15 protein-coding genes and 1 pseudogene are annotated in these 18,706 nt (G+C 71.0%); 3 read left to right on the forward strand and 13 right to left on the reverse strand.

From position 1 onward, the window contains the following. Positions 1-110: 110 nt before the first annotated feature. The 5 genes from HCC61_RS23205 to bldG form a co-directional block, all read right to left on the reverse strand. Complete coding sequence (locus HCC61_RS23205; protein WP_169138678.1) at positions 111-1,715, reverse strand: methyltransferase; 1,605 nt, start codon at positions 1,713-1,715, stop codon at positions 111-113. A 125-nt stretch (positions 1,716-1,840) separates the two neighbouring features. Beyond that, positions 1,841-2,401 carry a small secreted protein gene (locus HCC61_RS23210; RefSeq protein WP_206322905.1) on the reverse strand — a complete coding sequence of 187 codons (561 nt, stop codon included), beginning with the start codon at positions 2,399-2,401 and terminating at the stop codon, positions 1,841-1,843. A 251-nt stretch (positions 2,402-2,652) separates the two neighbouring features. After that, a complete protein-coding gene (locus tag HCC61_RS23215) occupies positions 2,653-5,097 on the reverse strand; it encodes a sodium-translocating pyrophosphatase (RefSeq protein ID WP_169138430.1) in 2,445 nt (814 codons plus the stop codon). 620 nt (positions 5,098-5,717) lie between these two features. Then, a complete protein-coding gene (locus HCC61_RS23220) occupies positions 5,718-6,173 on the reverse strand; it encodes an ATP-binding protein (RefSeq protein WP_169138432.1) in 456 nt (151 codons plus the stop codon). Positions 6,174-6,276: 103 nt separating this feature from the next. After that, entirely contained in the window at positions 6,277-6,618 is a 342-nt protein-coding gene (gene bldG, locus HCC61_RS23225) for an anti-sigma factor antagonist BldG (RefSeq protein WP_019547857.1), read from the reverse strand. A 129-nt stretch (positions 6,619-6,747) separates the two neighbouring features. On the opposite strand from bldG, the gene HCC61_RS23230 reads away from it, so the two are divergent. Continuing rightward, the gene (locus HCC61_RS23230) at positions 6,748-9,258 is read left to right on the forward strand and encodes a DEAD/DEAH box helicase (protein ID WP_169138434.1); all 2,511 of its coding nucleotides are present in this window, start codon (positions 6,748-6,750) and stop codon (positions 9,256-9,258) included. A 288-nt stretch (positions 9,259-9,546) separates the two neighbouring features. Here HCC61_RS23230 and HCC61_RS23235 read toward each other — a convergent pair. The 7 genes and pseudogenes from HCC61_RS23235 to ssd all read right to left on the reverse strand — a co-directional run. Beyond that, positions 9,547-9,810: pseudogene (locus HCC61_RS23235) on the reverse strand (Rv3654c family TadE-like protein); the annotation flags it as partial. Next, a complete protein-coding gene (locus HCC61_RS23240; protein ID WP_169138436.1) occupies positions 9,797-10,162 on the reverse strand; it encodes a TadE family type IV pilus minor pilin in 366 nt (121 codons plus the stop codon). The gene HCC61_RS23240 and the pseudogene HCC61_RS23235, both read right to left, overlap by 14 nt. Continuing rightward, complete coding sequence (locus tag HCC61_RS23245) at positions 10,149-10,394, reverse strand: DUF4244 domain-containing protein (protein WP_169138438.1); 246 nt, start codon at positions 10,392-10,394, stop codon at positions 10,149-10,151. Before HCC61_RS23245 ends, HCC61_RS23240 begins: the two co-directional genes overlap by 14 nt. Positions 10,395-10,593: 199 nt before the next feature. After that, positions 10,594-11,520, reverse strand: coding sequence for a type II secretion system F family protein (locus HCC61_RS23250; protein ID WP_240969214.1), 927 nt, complete (start codon positions 11,518-11,520; stop codon positions 10,594-10,596). After that, positions 11,517-12,464, reverse strand: a complete 948-nt coding sequence (locus tag HCC61_RS23255; RefSeq protein ID WP_169138440.1) for a type II secretion system F family protein — start codon at positions 12,462-12,464, stop codon at positions 11,517-11,519. Before HCC61_RS23255 ends, HCC61_RS23250 begins: the two co-directional genes overlap by 4 nt. Further along, positions 12,461-13,807, reverse strand: coding sequence for a TadA family conjugal transfer-associated ATPase (locus HCC61_RS23260; protein ID WP_240969215.1), 1,347 nt, complete (start codon positions 13,805-13,807; stop codon positions 12,461-12,463). Before HCC61_RS23260 ends, HCC61_RS23255 begins: the two co-directional genes overlap by 4 nt. Positions 13,808-13,902: 95 nt before the next feature. Next, positions 13,903-15,057, reverse strand: coding sequence for a septum site-determining protein Ssd (ssd, locus tag HCC61_RS23265; RefSeq protein WP_169138442.1), 1,155 nt, complete (start codon positions 15,055-15,057; stop codon positions 13,903-13,905). 452 nt (positions 15,058-15,509) lie between these two features. Between ssd and HCC61_RS23270 the strand changes: the two genes are divergently transcribed. Then, on the forward strand, positions 15,510-16,352 hold the full coding sequence (locus HCC61_RS23270; protein ID WP_169138444.1) for an HAD family hydrolase: 843 nt from the start codon (positions 15,510-15,512) through the stop codon (positions 16,350-16,352). Between the two features lie 354 nt (positions 16,353-16,706). On the opposite strand, the gene HCC61_RS23275 is transcribed toward HCC61_RS23270, so the two are convergent. After that, positions 16,707-17,561: a Fic family protein gene (locus HCC61_RS23275; protein ID WP_169138446.1), complete on the reverse strand. Its 855-nt coding sequence runs from the start codon at positions 17,559-17,561 to the stop codon at positions 16,707-16,709. Positions 17,562-17,669: 108 nt separating this feature from the next. Between HCC61_RS23275 and HCC61_RS23280 the strand changes: the two genes are divergently transcribed. Further along, positions 17,670-18,653 (forward strand): ATP-binding protein, encoded by a 984-nt coding sequence (locus HCC61_RS23280; RefSeq protein ID WP_169138448.1) that lies wholly within the window; start codon positions 17,670-17,672, stop codon positions 18,651-18,653. The last annotated feature ends 53 nt before the right edge of the window (positions 18,654-18,706 follow it).

An 18,706-nucleotide genomic window follows, 5' to 3' on the forward strand; every position in this document is an offset into this window, starting at 1 on the left:
GCTCTGCCGCGGACGGTCCATGACGCTCCGCCGCGGACGGTCCGGTCCCGCCGCGGGCAGCGAACCCCCGCCGTCCGTCGCCCCGCCGCCCCGCGCGCACGCGCTCCCGGCTACGCGGCGCCCTCGACCGGCAGCAGGAAGCCCTGCTCCACCAGCAGCCGGATCGCCTCCGGCGTACGGTCCCGCAGCACCACCGGGTCCTCCCCCACCAGCTGCGCGATCGCGTCCAGAATCCGCCACGCGGGCAGCGACCCGTCGCACACCCCCGCGAAGCCCGCGCCCACGGTGTCCACCTTCGTGGCCCGCCGCATCCCCCGCTGCTGCCGCAGCACCACGTGCTCCGGATCCTCCGCGCCGGGCATCCCGACCTGCTCCTGCACGACGCCCTCGGCCAGCCGGAAGTGGCAGTCGAGCAGCGCGGCGTCGTCGGTCGCGCGCAGGAAGTCCTGACGCTCGAAATGCTGAACCACCTCGTCGCCCAGCGGCTGTTCGACGGGGTGCGGCCACTCCTCGATCACGATCCCCGGCTCCTCCGCGCCGCTCTTGCGCAGCGTGATCCAGCCGAAGCCGATCCCGGTCGTGCCCCTGCGTTCGAACTCGTCGAGCCACTCGCCGTACCGGGCCGCGTACTCGGCCTCTCCACCGCGGTGGTCGCCCGCGTCCCGCAGCCACAACTCCGCGTACTGCGTGACGTCCTGGACCTCGCGCTGCACGATCCACGCGTCGCAGCCGGGCGGCACCCAGGAGCGCAGCCGGTCCCGCCAGCCCTCGTCCTGCGAGTGCTCCCAGTTGGCGAGCAGTTGGCAGTGGCCGCCGGCGGCCAGCAGGCCGGCGGACTGCTCGACGAGAGTGCGGCAGAGGTCGTCGCCGCTCATCCCGCCGTCCCGGTACGTCAGCCGGGCGCCCGGCGAGATCACGAAGGGCGGGTTGGAGACGATCAGGTCGTACGGCTCGTCGCCCGCGACCGGTTCGTAGAGCGCGCCCTCGCGCAGCTCCACGCCGTCGGCCGCGCCGGAGAGCGCGAGCGTGAGCCTCGCGACGGCGAGCGCCCGGGGGTTGAGGTCGGTCGCCGTGACGTGGGAGGCGTGCTCGGCGGCGTGCAGGGCCTGGATGCCGGAGCCCGTTCCGATGTCGAGGGCACGGGCGACGGGCGTACGCACGGTGATACCGGCCAGCGTCGTCGAGGCGCCGCCCACGCCGAGCACGACGTCCTTGCCGTGGCCTCCCGGTCCCCCGGCACCGGCACCGGAGGCGCCGCCGACCGCGCAGCCGAGGTCGGCGACGATCCACCAGTCCTGGCCGCCGGGCCCGGAGTAGGGCCGTACGTCGACGGTCGCGCGCACCGGCTGCCGCGCTTCCCCGTGCTCGGTCCCGGCCTCGGTCTCTCCCTCGGTCCCGCCCCCGGTCTGCGGCGCGGGCACCAGCCAGCCGTCGGCCAGCGCGTCATCGAGCGGAAGGGCGTCCCGTGCACGGTCGCGAGGTACGCCCTGCTGAAGCAGGAACAGCCGGACCAGGGTCTCCAGCGGGCTCGGACCGCGGGTCGCGCGCAGGGCGGGAACGGTCTCGCTGCGTGCGAGGGCGGCGTACGCGGGACCGCCCAGCAGATCGAGCAGGCCGTCGGCGGTGAAGTTCGCGGCGCGCAACGCCTCCCTCAGCCGTGCGGTGCGACCGGGGTCTGCTTCGGGAAGGCGCTCGCTCGTACTCACGCAGCCCATTGTGACGTCCGGGGTGCAGGGGTGCGCCGCCCAGGTCGCCGCGGAGTCGCGCCCCGCTCGGGGCACGGGCGTACGGGACGGGGCCGTACGGTTCCCCAGCTTTCCCGGCCGCCCCCGCCCACTGCCTACGTCGCCGGCGCGCCCCCGGTGCGCTTGCACCCCTTCTGGTTGGCCATCGCCTTGCCGATGTCCCCGGACTGGAGCTTGTTCAGTGCCTTGTCACCGCTCTTGCCGAGCGCGTCGAGCTGAGTGGCCACGCCCTGAAGGCCCTCGGCGAACTTCGCCTGGTCCTTGGTGTTCAGGCCGTCCACGGTCTTGCGCAGCTGGCCGTACTTGGTCGAGATGCCGCGCAGTTCCTTCACGGCGTCGGTGTGCAGCTTCTCGCCGTCGTCGACAGGGGGCGGGCCCGCCTTGTCGACCGCGTCGCCCAGGGACTTGTAGGCGCCGGAGATCTTCTCGAAGGCGGCGGCGTCCGTCTTCTTCACGTCGGCCGAGGAGTTCTTCTCCTTCGACGCGTCGTTGATGGAGGCGTTGGCCTCCTGGATCTTCTTCACCTGTGGCTGCACCTGGTCGCAGACCTTCTTGGCCCACTCGTCGGCCTGCGCGCTGTTGTCCCCGCTGCAACCGGTCAGCGTGAGTGCGATAGCCGCACCCCCGGAGAGTGCAGCCGCAAGTTTTTTCTTCACCGGATCGGTCCCTTCCGTGGCTGTTCGGCCCGGAACATACACGCACTTGGGTCGGCGGCGACGAGTCGGGCGAGAAGAACGTGCCGCATTCTAGCCATTTGCACCACGCGTCGATCTTGTGTGGTGCCCCACAGGACAGTAAGGCGGGCAGGGCGCCAACGTGCCCTGCCCGCCTGTCTGTTGATGCAATGTGACCCTTCGGGTCCGTCCTGCCCTTCAGGCCCTTCGGACCTGTCGGACCCGCCGGACCGTCAGGAGGCCGCGACCGGATCGCTCGGCTTCGCCGTGCGCTCCGCGTCGTTGCCGGCGTCGCCGCCGCTCTCGTTGTCCGATCCGGTGTCGCCGTCGCCGCCGGTGTCGCTCATGGCGATCCCGCGGCGCTTGGAGATGTAGACGGCACCGATGACGACCGCCGCCGCGACCAGCGCGACGACGGCGCGTACGCCGACGCTCGCGTCGTCACCGTAGGAGAACTGGATCACGGCGGGCCCGATGAGCAGCGCCACCAGGTTCATCACCTTCAGCAACGGGTTGATGGCCGGGCCCGCGGTGTCCTTGAACGGGTCGCCGACCGTGTCGCCGATGATGGTGGCCTCGTGGGCCTCGCTGCCCTTGCCGCCGTGGTTCCCGTCCTCGACGAGCTTCTTGGCGTTGTCCCACGCGCCGCCGGAGTTGGCCAGGAAGACGGCCATCAGCGTGCCCGCACCGATCGCGCCGGCGAGGAACGCCGCCAGGGCACCGGCACCGAAGGTGAAGCCCACCAGGATCGGCGACAGCACGGCCAGCAGACCGGGCGTCGTCAGCTCCCGCAGGGCGTCCTTGGTGCAGATGTCGACGACGCGCCCGTACTCCGGCTGCTCGGTGTGGTCCATGATCCCGGGCTTCTCCCGGAACTGCCGGCGGACCTCGTAGACCACCGCGCCCGCGGAACGCGACACCGCGTTGATCGCCAGCCCCGAGAAGAGGAAGACGACCGCGGCACCGAGCATCAGCCCGACAAGCGTGCTGGGCTGCGCGATGTCGAGCAGCTGCATCATCTTGTCGCTGCTCTCGCCGGCCTCGCTCAGCGCGCTGACGAGCTCCGTACGGTACGAGCCGAACAGCGCCGCCGCGGCCAGGACGGCCGTCGCGATGGCGATGCCCTTGGTGATGGCCTTCGTGGTGTTGCCCACGGCGTCGAGGTCGGTGAGGACCTGGGCGCCGTCGCCCTCGACGTCGCCGGACATCTCAGCGATGCCCTGCGCGTTGTCGGAGACCGGACCGAAGGTGTCCATGGCGACGATGACGCCGACCGTGGTCAGCAGACCGGTGCCCGCGAGGGCCACGGCGAACAGCGCCAGCATCACGGTGCCGCCTCCGAGGAGGAAGGCGCCGTACACGCTCAGGCCGATCAGCAGCGCCGTGTAGACGGCCGACTCCAGACCGATGGACATGCCCGACAGGATGACGGTGGCCGGGCCGGTCAGCGACGTACGGCCGATGTCCCTCACGGGCTTGCGGTTGGTCTCGGTGAAGTAGCCCGTCAGCTGCTGGATCACCGCTGCGAGCACGATGCCGATGGCGACCGCGACGATGGCCAGCACCCGCGGGTCGCCGCTGTGGCCGAGGATCTCCTGCGCGTCGCCTCCGACGCCCTTCAAGTCGGAGTACTTGGAGGGGAGGTAGGTGAACGCCGCGATGGCGACCAGCACGAGGGAGATCAGCGCGGAGATGAAGAAACCGCGGTTGATCGCCGTCATGCCGCTGCGGTCGTTGGTGCGCGGAGCCACGACGAACACACCGATCACTGCCGTGATCACGCCGATCGCCGGAACCAGGAGCGGGAACGTCAGGCCGTCGTTGCCGAATACGGCCGTGCCCAGGATGAGCGCGGCGACCAGCGTCACGGCGTAGGACTCGAAGAGGTCCGCGGCCATGCCCGCGCAGTCGCCGACGTTGTCGCCGACGTTGTCCGCGATGGTCGCGGCGTTACGCGGGTCGTCCTCCGGGATGCCCTGCTCGACCTTGCCGACGAGGTCGGCGCCGACGTCGGCGGCCTTGGTGAAGATGCCGCCGCCGACACGCATGAACATCGCGATCAGCGCGGCGCCGAGGCCGAAGCCCTCCAGCACCTTGGGGGCGTCCGCGGCGTAGACGAGCACGACGCAGGCCGCACCCAGCAGGCCGAGCCCGACCGTGAACATGCCGACGACGCCGCCCGTACGGAAGGCGATCTTCATGGCCTTGTGCGAGACCTTGGTGAGGTCCGCGGCAGGCTCACCCTCTTCGGGGGTGGCCTCACGGGCGGCCGCGGCGACTCGTACGTTGCTGCGCACCGCGAGCCACATGCCGATATAGCCGGTGGCTGCGGAGAAAGCCGCGCCGACCAGGAAGAACAGCGATCGTCCTACACGCTGGCTCATGTCATCGGCAGGCAAGAGGAACAACAAGAAGAAGACCACGACGGCGAAAATGCCGAGCGTGCGCAACTGACGCGCAAGATAGGCGTTGGCGCCTTCCTGCACGGCGGCAGCGATCTTCTTCATGCTGTCGGTGCCCTCGCTCGCGGCGAGTACTTGACGGACCAGCACGACGGCGACGCCGAGAGCTGCCAGGGCGACCAGCGCGATCACGATGACGAGACCGCGATTGCCAGTGGTCAGCATGGCATCAGCGAGGTGCAGGTTGTTCTGAGATGGGCTGAGGTGCCCCGCCATTCGTCCTCCTTGACGCTTGGCGCAGGGGCGCGCGGTTCGGTGGCCGGCTCCTGCTTGCAAAGATGTGGACGGATTGTAGGGATCAGCTCCAGAACAAAACAGTGCACCGTTTCGGCGATCCGCCTGCAACAGCGGAGATCAAATGGAGTTCGTGTGGGGAATTCGCTCGCACGAGGTAGCTTTACAAAAAAGTTGACGCTGTAAAAAATGATCGCTTCGCCGGCCCGGCAGGCCCCATTTTTCACACCAAATCAGTTCAGGGATTCACTTCCCGGGGCGGGGTGGCTGTGGAGAGGGGCCCTGCGCGGACATGGGACAGATGAGACGCATGTGGCGTCTGAGGCGGTCCGCGCTCACTTGATGAAGATCCCGCAACATCTTGCTACCGCTTCGGCACTGGCCCTCTGGCGACGCCTTGCACACCTGGTCAGAGCGCTGAAGGCGGGGAATCGACGGAGCCGGGCGGATCCGGTGGCGAGGGTTCGTTCGGAGCCCCCGAGCCACCGCTCCGTACCGCGATCTGAAGCAGCTGCGTTCCGTGAGTCGACCGACGTGAGCCGGCGAACCGGCAGGCAACCCGACCGGTGAGGGGAAGCCGATGGGCCGCCGGCTTCAGGGCTTCAGGGAAGCACCGGCTCCGGGGCGACCGGCCAGCTCATGCGGATCAGGCCCCCGTCGTCGTCCGCGGTCACCTCGACGTCGTCGACGAGACCGCTGATGACCGCGAGGCCCATGTCGCTCTCGGCCTCGTCGTCGTCCGGCGAAGTCGCGGGCGCCCGGGAAGCGGAGTCGGCCCCGGAGGCGCCGTGGGAGGAAGCGGCTGCTGTCGAAGTCCCGTCACCGACCTCGATCGAGAACTTCTTCTCCTCCTCGATCAGCGCCACGCGCACGGGGCTCTCGACACCGTGGAGCACATGCAGCCCGACCGCTCGCGAACACGCCTCGCCGACCGCCAGCCGGACCTCGTCGAGCACGGCCTCGTCCACCCCGGCACGCCGCGCGACCGCGGCAGCCACCAGCCTCGCCGTACGCACATGCTCCGGCAGCGCGCTGAATCGGAGTTCCACGATGGCCATGCCATCCCCCTTGAACTTGCCTTGAACACATTCCCGGGTACCGGGCTCCAAGAGCCCGGCACCTCCAACGTCGTTCCGGTATCCGGTCCGCTTCGAGCGGACGTCAGTCGGTCGCCGCGACGGCCTCGTCCACGGAGCCGTGGATCGGGAAGACCTTGGTCAGACCGGTGATACGGAAGATCTTGAGAATGCGCTCCTGGTTGCACACCAGGCGCAGCGAGCCCTCGTGGGCACGCACCCGCTTGAGCCCGCCGACGAGCACACCCAGCCCGGTGGAGTCCAGGAAGTCCACGCCTTCCATGTCCACGACGAGGTGGTAGCTCCCGTCGTTCACAAGCTCGACCAGCTGCTCGCGCAGCTTGGGCGCGGTGTATACATCAATCTCGCCACCGACCTCGACGATCGTCCGATCGCCTACGGTCCGGGTCGACAGGGACAGGTCCACGGATCCTCCAGCACCTTGCAATCGAGTCGTCCACCAACTGAGACATCCCGGCCGGGAAAGGCCGGGACAGCAGGCGGATCGGCAGCCGCAGAAGCATTCAATCACTTACCGGCCTGCACGCACGACGCCTTGCTGTCATTGTGCGTCGCACCGGTGACACCGCCGGTGGCCACGGCCGGCCGACCGCATCTGGTCGGCACGAGCGTACGCTCACCTGCTGTGCCATCCCGCAAGGTCCCGGACAGCGATCCCCGCGCGGTGCTCGCCCAACTCACCGCCGGGGCGGGCAGGGCTGCGCGTATCACTCATACGGAGCACTTGCCCCCACGGGTCGGTCGCCATGCCGACTGGCCCGGGCAGATACGGCCCGAAGTGGTCGACGCCGTAAGGGAATCCGGCATCGAACGGCTCTGGGAGCATCAGGCGCGCGCGGCCGGTCACGCACTCCGCGGGGAGTCCGTGATCATCGCCACAGGCACCGCCTCGGGCAAGTCCCTCTCCTATCTCATGCCGGTGCTGAGCACGCTCGTCGACGGGGCGGCCGGTACGGACCGTACGGAAGGCGCAAGCGGGCCGGGCGATCAGGAAGTTCAGGGAGGCAAGGGCGATGCGGGCGGGGTGGGGCACAGGGGGGCGCGCGGAAGCACCGCTCTGTATCTGGCGCCGACCAAAGCGCTCGCGGCCGACCAGCGCCGGGCGGTCTCCGAACTGGCCGCGCCGCTGGGCACCGCCGTGCGACCCGCGGTATTCGACGGGGACACGCCTGTCGAAGAGCGCGAGTGGGTGCGGGTGTTCGCCAACTACGTGCTCACCAACCCGGACATGCTGCACCGCGGGATACTCCCGGCCCACGCCCGCTGGGCCTCCTTTCTGCGCTCGCTGCGCTACGTCGTCATCGACGAATGCCACACCTATCGCGGGGTGTTCGGCTCACACGTCGCCCAGGTCATACGCAGGCTGCGCCGCGTGTGCGCCCGTTACGGCTCGGACCCTGTCTTCCTCCTCGCCTCCGCTACGGCAGCCGACCCGGGCGAGGCCGCCGCACGGCTGACCGGGGTGCCCGTGGAGGAGGTCACGGAGGACACCTCTCCTCGGGGCGAAGTGGTCTTCGCGCTGTGGGAGCCGCCGCTGACCGAGCTGGAGGGCGAACGCGGCGCCCCCGTCAGACGCACCGCCACAGCCGAGTCCGCGGAACTGCTCACGGACCTGGCCGTGCAGGGTGTGCGAACCGTCGCCTTCGTACGTTCACGTCGGGGCGCCGAACTCATCTCGCTCATCGCGCAGGATCGTCTCGCCGCGGTGGACCGTTCGCTGAGCGGACGGGTCGCGGCCTACCGCGGCGGCTATCTGCCGGAGGAGCGGCGCGCGCTCGAACACAGCCTGCACACCGGCGAACTCCTCGGGCTCGCCGCGACCAACGCCCTCGAACTGGGCGTCGACGTCTCCGGTCTCGACGCCGTGCTGATCACCGGCTATCCGGGCACGCGTGCCTCCGTATGGCAGCAGGCCGGTCGCGCGGGACGTACGGGAGAAGGAGCACTCGCCGTGCTCGTGGCCCGCGACGATCCACTCGACACCTATCTCGTCCATCACCCCGATTCGCTGTTCCGGGCACCCGTCGAGTCGACCGTGCTCGACCCGGACAACCCGTATGTGCTGGCGCCCCATCTGTGTGCCGCCGCGTCGGAGATCCCGCTCACCGAGAACGACTCCGCGCTCTTCGGCGACGGCTTCCCCGATCTGCTGCGTCAGCTGGAGGAGCGCAGGCTTCTGCGCCGGCGGGGAGCCTCCTGGTACTGGACGCTGAAGGAACGGGCCTGCGACCTCGCCGACATCCGCGGCTCCGGCGGCGCTCCCGTACAGGTGGTGGAGGACGGGACGGGACGTCTCCTCGGCACCGTCGACGCGGGAGCGGCGCACTCGACTGTCCACGAGGGGGCCGTGCATCTGCATCAGGGCCGTACCTATGTGGTCCGGCACCTCGATCTCGAGGACTCGGCCGCCTTGGTGGAGGAGGCCTCGCCGCCCTGGACCACGATGGCCAGGGACACCACCAGCGTCTCGGTGCTGGAGACGGACGAGCAAGTGCCGTGGGGCGACGCGCGGTTGTGCTACGGCACCGTGGAGGTGACCAATCAGGTCGTCTCCTATCTGCGACGCCGCCTCATCACCGGCGAGGTCATGGGCGAGACGAAGCTCGACCTGCCTCCGCGCACCCTTCGCACCCGGGCCGTCTGGTGGACGCTCACGGAGGACCAGTTGGAGGCCGCCGGCGTCGAGCACGCAGTGCTCCCCGGTGCGCTCCACGCCGCCGAGCACGCGGCCATCGGCCTGCTGCCGCTCTTCGCCACATGCGACCGCTGGGACATCGGCGGCGTCTCGATCGCCCTGCACCCCGACACCCTGCTGCCCACCGTCTTCGTGTACGACGGGCAGCCGGGCGGCGCCGGCTTCGCAGAACGGGCCTTCCGAACCGCACGCAGCTGGCTCACCGCCACCCGGGACGCCATCGCCGCGTGCGAGTGCGAGGCCGGATGCCCCTCGTGCATCCAGTCGCCCAAGTGCGGCAACGGCAACGAACCGCTGCACAAACGCGGCGCCGTGCGTCTCCTCACCGAACTGCTGGCCTCCGCGGTCTGATGCGGGGCGAGGCCCTGCGCGTACATGTGCAGCACCGGAGTCCGCGGCATAGACGATGCCGGCGAGGCGGATGGCACCGAAGGCACAAGGAAGATCGGCAGCACAGGCCGCACCGGAGGCACCGTCTGCGCACGCAGCCTCTGCGGCTCCGGCAGCCGAGGCGCCCACCCGCGATGCGGCGCCCTTGCCCGCTGGAGGGCCCGTGCCGGGTGGGGCCGGGGCGTCCTGCGGTCCCGCACGGGCACGCACCGTCGGCGCATACGGACCGAACCGGACCCGTGCCGAGACGTCCGCGACCTCTCCGGTGACGACGCACCTGACGAGCCGGGCTTCCTGTGCGCCGGCGACCTCCCTCGCCGCGGCACACGCCCGTGCCCGGCCTTCCAGGGCGTGGTCGGCGGCGGCGAGCGCCGACAGGTCCGCCGCCCCTCCCGCACGGTGGCGCGCGGCGACGGCCTGTCCCAGGCCCAGTACCACCGCCACCACGCCGCACAGCAGCACGCCGCAGAGAGCAGCCCACACAGTTGCCGACCCACGGTCATCTGCTCGCATGCGCCGCCGCCCCCGTTCCCTCCTCGGCCATTGCCACCGCCTCGGCGTTGAGCCCGAGGGCCAGCGGACCCGGGCCGACGGTGCGGGCCCGCACGTGGACCCGCACCAGTCGACCATCCCTCACCGTCTTCGCCGTGGCACCATGCGGTGCCGCCGACCGCACCGCGGAACGCACCCCCTGCTCCTTCTCCCCTCGGGCCGCCGCACGGGCCCCCGCCCGTGCGGCGTCGACGCACTGGATGTGGGCCGCCGCGGCCATGACGCCCCACAGCAGCATTCCGAAGAGGAGCACGAGGGCGGGAATGACCACCGCGGTCTCCGCCGTCACATAGCCGTCGTCAGAACCGGGCATGGAGCGCCCTCTCGATGAGCTGCTGCATCTCACCGCTGACGGCGCCGCTCGTGACGACCTTGTAGAGCACCGCGGCGAATCCGCACGCCGCGATGGTCCCCACCGCGTACTCCGCCGTGCTCATCCCCGCGTCAGACGTCAACTGCCCGCCGATCTCGCGCACTCGGCGACGTACGGCACTTGTCGTGCGGCCGTACGAAGTGCGCACGGCGCGACGGATCTTCCCGGCCATGGTTGGTTCCCCCTCTGGTGCTTGGTCGTTCGGTCTTGTTCTGTTGTCGGTGCGGTCTTCGGTCACTACTGCCTTTGTCCGTTGCTCCCTTTAATCGCTGCCGCTCGCTGACGTCGCCAGCCGCTGCCGTGTCTGCAACTGCCAACTGCCGCTTCCCTTCGACAGATCGGGGTGCCTTCGCCGGCCGCGGCTGCCGCGCTCACAGCAGGGATCCCGCCAGGCCCATCACCACAGGGGCGACTCCGATGGTGAGGAAGGCGGGCAGGAAGCACAGCCCCAACGGTCCGGTCACGAGCACCGCCGCTCGCCGCGCCCGTGCAGATGCCTCACGTACGCGTCGCGCGCGGAGCTCTCCGGTGAGCCGTGCCACCTGCTCGACGGCCGGTGCACCTGCCGTACCCGCCCGTTCCATGCTGCGGACGAAGCCGTCGCCGCCCGGCAACGATGCGAAGTGCGCCCACGCCGCCGCCGGTTCGGCTCCGAGCCGCAACTCGGAGGCCGTACGGATCAGCAGCGCACCCAGTGGGCCGCCGAGCGAGCGTCCGACGGCGTCTGCGGCCTGCGCCGGGCCGGATCCCGCTGCGAGGCATGCGCCCATCAACTCGGCTGCCAGCGGCAGCTGTTCGGCTGCGGCACGGGCCGCCGCGCGCGCCTCGGCCGACTCCCCCGGCCCGGCATCGTCCTCACCGGCCTGTCTTCGGCGCATCCACCACACGACGCCGTACCCGCCCGCGCAACCGAGGAGCCACCCCGAGGCGCCGCCGACCACGACCACGGCGAACGCGGCCACGCCCAGCGCCGCCCCCAGCTCACGCAAGCCCCGCGACCGACCGCGGCCCCCGGTGCTCCCGGTCTTCGACCGGACCTTCCTGCGGATGCGTCCCACCCGGCGGCCGAGATGGCCGACACCTCTCCCGGCGTCCCCGCGGCCCACCGAGCGCCCGGAAGACGACCCCGATTCACCTGTGTCGGCGTGCTCGGCCCGCGCGAGCAGGCCCCGCGTCCTATGCCGCACCCTGCGACCGCGCCAGCCCTCCCGCAGGCAAGCCGTCGCCCATGCGGCACTGCCGAGCAGCACCATCCAGAGCACGACCTCGGTGAGGGCGACGGAGGCGGCGCCATTCATTTCCGCTGCTCCTCAGCTGCCGCCACCGGCCTTTCCGCGCTCCGTACGAGCCGGGACACCCAGGCGATGCCCGCCCACTCCAGCAGTCCACCGGCGGCGAGACAGGCCAGCCCGGGCGGACTGTGCAACAGCACCTGCGTGGGAGCCGCTCCCATCGCCGTACCGAGTAGCAGGCCGAATCCGGGGAGCAGCGCAAGTACGACCGCTGTGGAGCGCGGGCCCGCCAACAGCGCCCGCAATTCCTCGTGTTGATCCCGCTCCGCACGCAGCGCGTCGGAGACCTTGTCGAGACCGGCCGCCAGGCTCGCGCCGCCCTCGACTGCCACCTGCCAGCAGGCCCCCACACCACGCAGGCCCTCCGCTCCGGGAATCCGCGCCGCCTCCCGCAACGCCCCCGGCACATCGCCGCCGAAGCGTGCCGCCGCGAGAACGGCGGCACCGCTCTCCCCCAACTCCCGCAGCACCATGCCTCCGGCCGAGAGCAGAGCACGGTCGGGCTGGCGTCCGGCGCGCAGTTCGCCCGACACGGCGCCGCACAGCTCCACCACCGCTGCTGCCCTGCGCTCCTTCGCCTTCTCACGCTCTCGCCCGCGCAGCACCCTCCGTACGCACGGCACCGCCACGGCACCCGCGACCGGTGGAAGCCAGGACTCGCTCAGCAGCCCGAGCACCGCCCCGCCCAGCACGCACCACCACGCATGAGCGGCGGATCCTCCGAGACGGCCGCGTAAGAAGGCGGCCAACTCGACGACCGCCGACGGCAGTCGAGGCGGAGGCGTCACTGCCCGGCCCGACCCGGCCAGCAGGAGTCGCGCGCGCCGGCCGCGGTCGTCACTGCCGCCCATCAGCCAGGCAGCAGCCCCCGCACACACCATTGCCGCGTACACGGGCGCCGCCTCCACGGCCGCCGCTCCGTGCCCCACGGAAGCCGTCGCCCCCGTCATCTCCGTCCCCCCTCTTGTGCGATACCGAGATCCGCCGCGCGGCCCGACGAGGGCGATCCGGGACCCGAACCTGCTTGCGCATCGCTCGGCCGCTCTGCCGGACCTCCGCCGAGACGTCCGCGCCCCCGCCCGCACATCCCCCACAACTGCCTCGCGCCGCGCTCTTCGACGAAGCCGCCCTCGCCCCACACCACGGCCGGAACGGTTGTGACGAGGCCGTCCCCGTCCCGTGCCAGCACATGGATCTCCGCGATACGCCGCCGCCCCGAGGCGTCGCGCACCAGATGCACCAGCACATCGAGTGCCGCGGCCAACTGACTGTGCAGAGCGGCCCGTTCGAGCCCGGCCGTCGTGCCCAACGCCTCCAGCCGCGCCGGCACGTCCCCGGCCGCGTTGGCATGCAAGGTGCCGCAGCCGCCCTCGTGTCCCGTGTTCAACGCAGCCAGCAGGTCGGTCACTTCGGCTCCGCGGACCTCGCCGACGACCAGCCTGTCGGGCCGCATGCGCAGCGCCTGCCGCACCAGGTCCACCAACGCGACGCGTCCGGCGCCCTCCTGGTTCGCAGGGCGCGCCTCCAGCCGTACGACATGGGGGTGGTCGGGGCGCAGCTCGGCCGAGTCCTCTGCCAGCACGATCCGCTCCTCCGGGCTCACCAGGCCCAGCAGCGAACTCAGCAAAGTCGTCTTCCCCGATCCGGTGCCGCCGCTGATGAGGAACGACAGCCTCGCGTCGAGCACGGCGCGCAGCAGCCGCTCGCCGCCCGGCGGAACCGTGCCCGCGGCCACCAACTCGCCCAGGCTGAAAGCCTTGTGCCGCACCACGCGCAGCGAGAGGCACGTCGACCCGACGGCCACCGGCGGAAGCACCGCATGGAGCCGCGTGCCGTCCGGCAGCCGCGCGTCCACCCACGGCCTCGCGTCGTCGAGCCGCCGCCCCGCCGACGTGGCCAGGCGCTGCGCCAGCCGCCGTACGGACGCGGCATCGGGGAAGCGCACATCGGTGCGCTCCAGTCCGCCGCCGCGGTCGACCCACACCTCGTCGGGACGGGTGACCAGCACGTCCGTCACATCCGGGTCGGCAAGCAGCGGCTCCAGCGGACCGGTGCCCACCATCTCCGAGCGCAGTGCCTCCACCACGCCGAGCACCGCGCTGTCGCCCAGCAGCCGTCCATGCGCGCGCAGTGCCGCCGCCACACGCGCCGGGGTCGGCTCGGCTCCCGACTCGGCGAGCCTTCGGCGTACGGCATCGAGCAGCGTGCGCTCCCCCGGACCGTCGGACGAGGCTCCTGCGACCGCCTTCCCGGTGGATACGGCCCCGGCAGCCGCCGCCCCCGGAGGAACCATCCCCTGAGCCGCCGCACCCCGTCCGGGCCCGGCGGCCTCAACTTCCCTGCGCCGCCCCGCCGTTCCCCGTCCGGCCTGCCTCATCTGCCTCGCACTCATACGGACACACCCCCACCGCTCACTCCGCCGCTCAACGCCCGCGCCCAGAAGTCACGGCAGAACCGGGCGAGCACCCCGCTCGCACGCACCCCCGGCGGTACGCCGCGCTCGGCCGCCTCCGACAGCCCCGGCTCCCATGGGAGTTCACCCGCGAGCGGCAGCCTCAGCAGCCTCGCGACCTCGCCCTCGTCGAGCCCCGGCCCGTACCCTCGCGGACCGCCCGGACCGCCCGGTGTGCGCACGACCGCCCGCAGGTCACGCAGCACCATCTGCGTACGCGAGGCGACACGGTGGGCCGCGGCGACGGCGCGCAACTCGGCCGGCACCAGGAGCAGTCCGAGATCCGTCTGGGCCAGGGCCTCCGCCACGGTCTCGTCCACCCGCCGCGGCAGATCGACCACGACCACGCCACCGCGCCGCCGTGCGGCGGAGAGCACGGACTTCATCGCGTCCGCCGGGATCAGCACGGAGTCCCCCCGGTCCCAGCTGAGCACGCTCAAGTCGTGCAGTCTCGGCAAGGATTCCTCGAGCGCACCGCCGGCGACCCGGCCCCGCGACTCCGCGAACGCCGGCCATCGCAGCCCCTCCGTCCGTTCCCCGCCGAGCAGCACGTCCAGGCCGCCGCCCAGCGCGTCGCCGTCGACGAGCATCGTGCGGTGCCCCTCCCGCGCGGCCGTGACCGCCAGGGCGCAGGCGAGCGTCGAAGCCCCGGCTCCGCCTCGCCCGCCGAGGACCCCGACCGTCATTGCCGGTCTGCCCACGCACTCCGACGCGTCCGCGATACGACCGGCCAGCCAGCTCTCGGCGTCGGGCAGCATCACCACGCCCTCGGCGCCGATACGCGCTCCCCGCTCCCACACCCCCGGATCGTCCAGGTCCTTGCCGACGAGGAGGACTCCCGGCCTGCGCAAGATTCCGGATGGCTCTCCCCCGGTGGCGCCGCCCAGCCCCTGCGCGCCCGAGCAGTCGTCTCCTACGAGCACCAAAGGCGCCTTGTCCCAGGCCTTCGCACCGCCCCACCCCGCCCACGACATCCGGTCGGGAGGCGCTCCGTGCACAACTTCCGCTTCAGCCCCGGCAGCCGCACACAGCCTCAGGAGATCGTCAAGGAGTTCTTCGTCCTCGGTGACAATCAGAATGGTTTCGGCCACGTTCCAGACCCCCTTCGCGGTTCACAGGCTCACTCCCGCAAACACCTGCGGGCCCTGTCGGGAATCACTGTGCGGGGAACGCGAAAAGCGCGGTGATCATGGTCCAAAACTGTGGACATGCCTGAGGTTGTGAATAACTTCGTCACCCATCCCGGCGGCTCCCGGAGAGCAGTCCGTCGATTACACTCAGTGACGAAATCGAGGAGCCGCAGAACGGGCCGCTGAAGATCGCGAAGGGCGGCGTGAACGATCACCGCGAGACCGAAAGGGCCTTGGACATGCGACGACCCCCGCCGGGGGGGAGAGCGGGGGTCGTCCCCAGGGCCGACTCGGGGGGGGAGGAGTCGGGCCGGGTTAGCACGGTCGCGAACGATCCGTGACTTCCATGGTGTACCCGAGGGCCTTCTCAGGCAAACCCACGCGCCCCACCTTACGCCGAATGGTTGGCGCCTATGCTCGGCTTCGTGGAAAACCTAGCGATGCGCCGCACAGCCGCGTTCTTCGATCTGGACAAGACGGTCATTGCGAAGTCGAGCACGCTCGCCTTCGGCAGATCCTTCTACCAGGGTGGCCTGATCAATCGCCGTGCCGTACTCCGCACTGCGTACGCCCAGTTCGTATATCTCCTCGGGGGCGCGGACCACGATCAGATGGAGCGGATGCGCGAGTATCTCTCGGCGCTGTGCCGCGGCTGGAACGTCGAGCAGGTGAAGGAGATCGTGGCCGAGACGATCCACGACCTCATCGACCCGATCATCTACGACGAGGCGGCCTCCCTCATCGAGGAGCACCACCTCGCCGGCCGGGACGTGGTCATCGTCTCCACCTCGGGGGCCGAAGTCGTCGAGCCGATCGGGGAGTTGATCGGCGCCGACCGGGTCGTGGCGACCCGCATGGTCGTCGAGGACGGCTGCTACTCCGGCGAGATCGAGTACTACGCCTACGGTCCGGCCAAGGCGGAGGCCATCGCCTCGCTCGCGGAGTCCGAGGGGTACGACCTGAGCCAGTGCTACGCCTACAGCGACTCGGTCACCGACGTCCCGATGCTGGAGGCCGTCGGTCATCCCTGCGCGGTCAATCCGGACCGGGCACTGCGGAAGGAGGCGGTCGGCCGCGACTGGCCCGTGCTCAGCTTCTCCCGGCCCGTCAGGCTCAAGGAGCGCGTCCCGGGGCTCTCGATGCCGTCGCGGCCGGCACTGGCCATCGCCGCGGCGGCGGTGGGAGCGGCGGTCGCCACCGCGGGTCTGGTCTGGTACACGAGCCAGCGCAGGGGTGCCCGTTTCGAGCGGCTTTGAGGCGAAGGTAAAGACCGGAGGCCAGGGGTTCCACATCATGGCGGCGCGCAGTACAAAGGAATTGACGGCCCGCGAGACCAGCGGCGATACAGAGTTCGCCGGTACGCACAAGGCCCCACGGACCGCCTTGCATGAATACCGGGCACCCACGCGACGCTGAGCCCACGTATCGGGCGAACCCGCCAGGAGACGGGCGGAATCCCGGCCTGACGGGCCCTATGAGAGCACGCACTGGTAACCCGGTATCCGTGCCAGCGGCGGCACCGTCGACGGCGGTGCCGCCGCATTCGTGCGTACGGGAGCGTCACACGGCCACGACCACGGGCGCGTGAGCGCCCCTCGTTGCCCGTCGTGCTATGCCGCTCCGCGTTGCAGCGCCTCGCACACCGCCGTGGTCTCGCGTGCGCCCAGTTCGAGGGCCCTTCCGCACCGGCCGATCCATGCGGCCATGCCCTCCGGCGTCCCCGAGGCGTAGTCGTCCAGGGCCGACTCGTAGGAGCCGACGCCCTGTTCCACCTGGCCGACCTCGGCCGGGCAGATGGACTTGGGGTCGAGTCCGCTGCCCACCAGGACGATGCGTTCGGCGGCCCGAGCGACGAGGCCGTTGTACGAGACGAAGGGGCGCAGCGTGGCCAGTTCGCCGTGCACGATCGCCGCGAGCACCAGTGCCGGCACCTCCGTACCGTCCACCACGATCCGGGCCAGCGCGTCCAGCCGGGCCGCCACCTCGTCCGCGTCCGGCGGCTCCTTCGCCCACGCGGTACCGGCCCCCGTCGCGTCCCCGGTCCCGGTGGCCGTGACCGGCTCGCCCGCGAGGCGGGGCCGGCCCACCGACTCGTCCGAACCCGCGCCTCCTGCCGCGACGAGATGCAGCCGCGCCAGCACCCGCATCGGCGACTGCCGCCACACGTCGAGGAGTTGGCCCGCCTCGGCGGTCACCCGCAGCGCCGCCCCGACCGCGCGTGGCTCGCCCTCGGCTCCGAAGTCGGTGCGGCGGCGCATCTCCTCCAGGGCCCAGTCGGCGCCTTCGAGCGCCGCGGAGGCACGGGCGCCGCGCAGGGCCGCCTCCGCGCTCACCTCGCTGCTGCGGCGGCGCATCACGCGGTGCCCGTAGATCCGGTCGACCGACTGCCGTACGGAGTCGACGGCGTCCTGGACGCCGGGCAGCGCCCCCAGGGGCGCCAGGGGGTCAGGGGTGCTGCTGCTCATGCGTACGACCCTACGCGCAGGCCACGGCGCCACCGGCGTCCCACGTACGAGTGGTCCTTCTCATCCGGGCTTCGCAAGGGCGGCCTCCGCACCAATACGCTCGTGTTCATGAAAATCGCTTTCGTTGGGAAGGGCGGCAGCGGAAAGACCACGCTGTCCTCGCTGTTCATCCGTCAACTGGCCGCTTCGCGAGCCCCGTTGGTCGCGGTGGACGCGGACATCAATCAGCACCTGGGCGCCGCGCTGGGGATGGACGAGGCCGAAGCCTCGGCGCTCCCGTCGATGGGGGCGCAGCTTCCGCTCATCAAGGAGTGGCTGCGCGGTTCGAATCCGCGCATCGCGTCGGCCGAGACGATGATCAAGACGACGCCGCCCGGCGCGGGTTCGCGGCTGCTGCGGATCACCGAGGACAACCCTGTCTACGAGGCGTGCGCCCGTACGCTCCCGCTCGAGGGCGGCGAGGTGCGGCTGCTGGCCACCGGGCCCTTCACCGAGGCCGATCTGGGCGTCGCCTGCTACCACTCCAAGACCGGCGCGGTGGAACTCTTCCTGAACCATCTCGTCGACGGACGCGACGAGTTCGTGGTCGTCGACATGACAGCGGGCAGCGACTCGTTCGCCTCCGGGATGTTCACGCGCTTCGACATGACGTTCCTCGTCGCGGAGCCGACCCGCAAGGGCGTCTCGGTCTACCGCCAGTACAAGGAGTACGCACGGGACTTCGGCGTGCCGCTGCGCGTGGTGGGCAACAAGGTGCACGGCAGCGACGACGTGGACTTCCTGCGCGAGGAGACCGGCGACGATCTGCTGGTCTCCTTCGGGCACTCCGACTGGGTACGCGCCATGGAGAAGGGCCGCCCGCGTCCGCTCGGGGAGCTGGAGGACGCCAACCGCCGGGCGCTGCAAGCGCTTCGGGACGCCGCGGACGGGGCGTACGAGCGGCGTGACTGGCGGCGCTACACGCAGCAGATGGTCCACTTCCATCTGCGCAACGCCGAGAGCTGGGGCAACGAGAAGACCGGCGCCGACCTGGCCGCCCAGGTCGACCCCGGCTTCGTGCTCGGGGAGTACGAGGCGCCGCAGCCCGTGTGAGCGGACGGGCCGAGCCCGTACTGCCGCCGCCTGCCGTACATACGAGCAGGCTG

Origin of the sequence: Streptomyces sp. HNM0575, from assembly GCF_012726265.1 — a bacterium.
Lineage (GTDB): Bacteria > Actinomycetota > Actinomycetes > Streptomycetales > Streptomycetaceae > Streptomyces.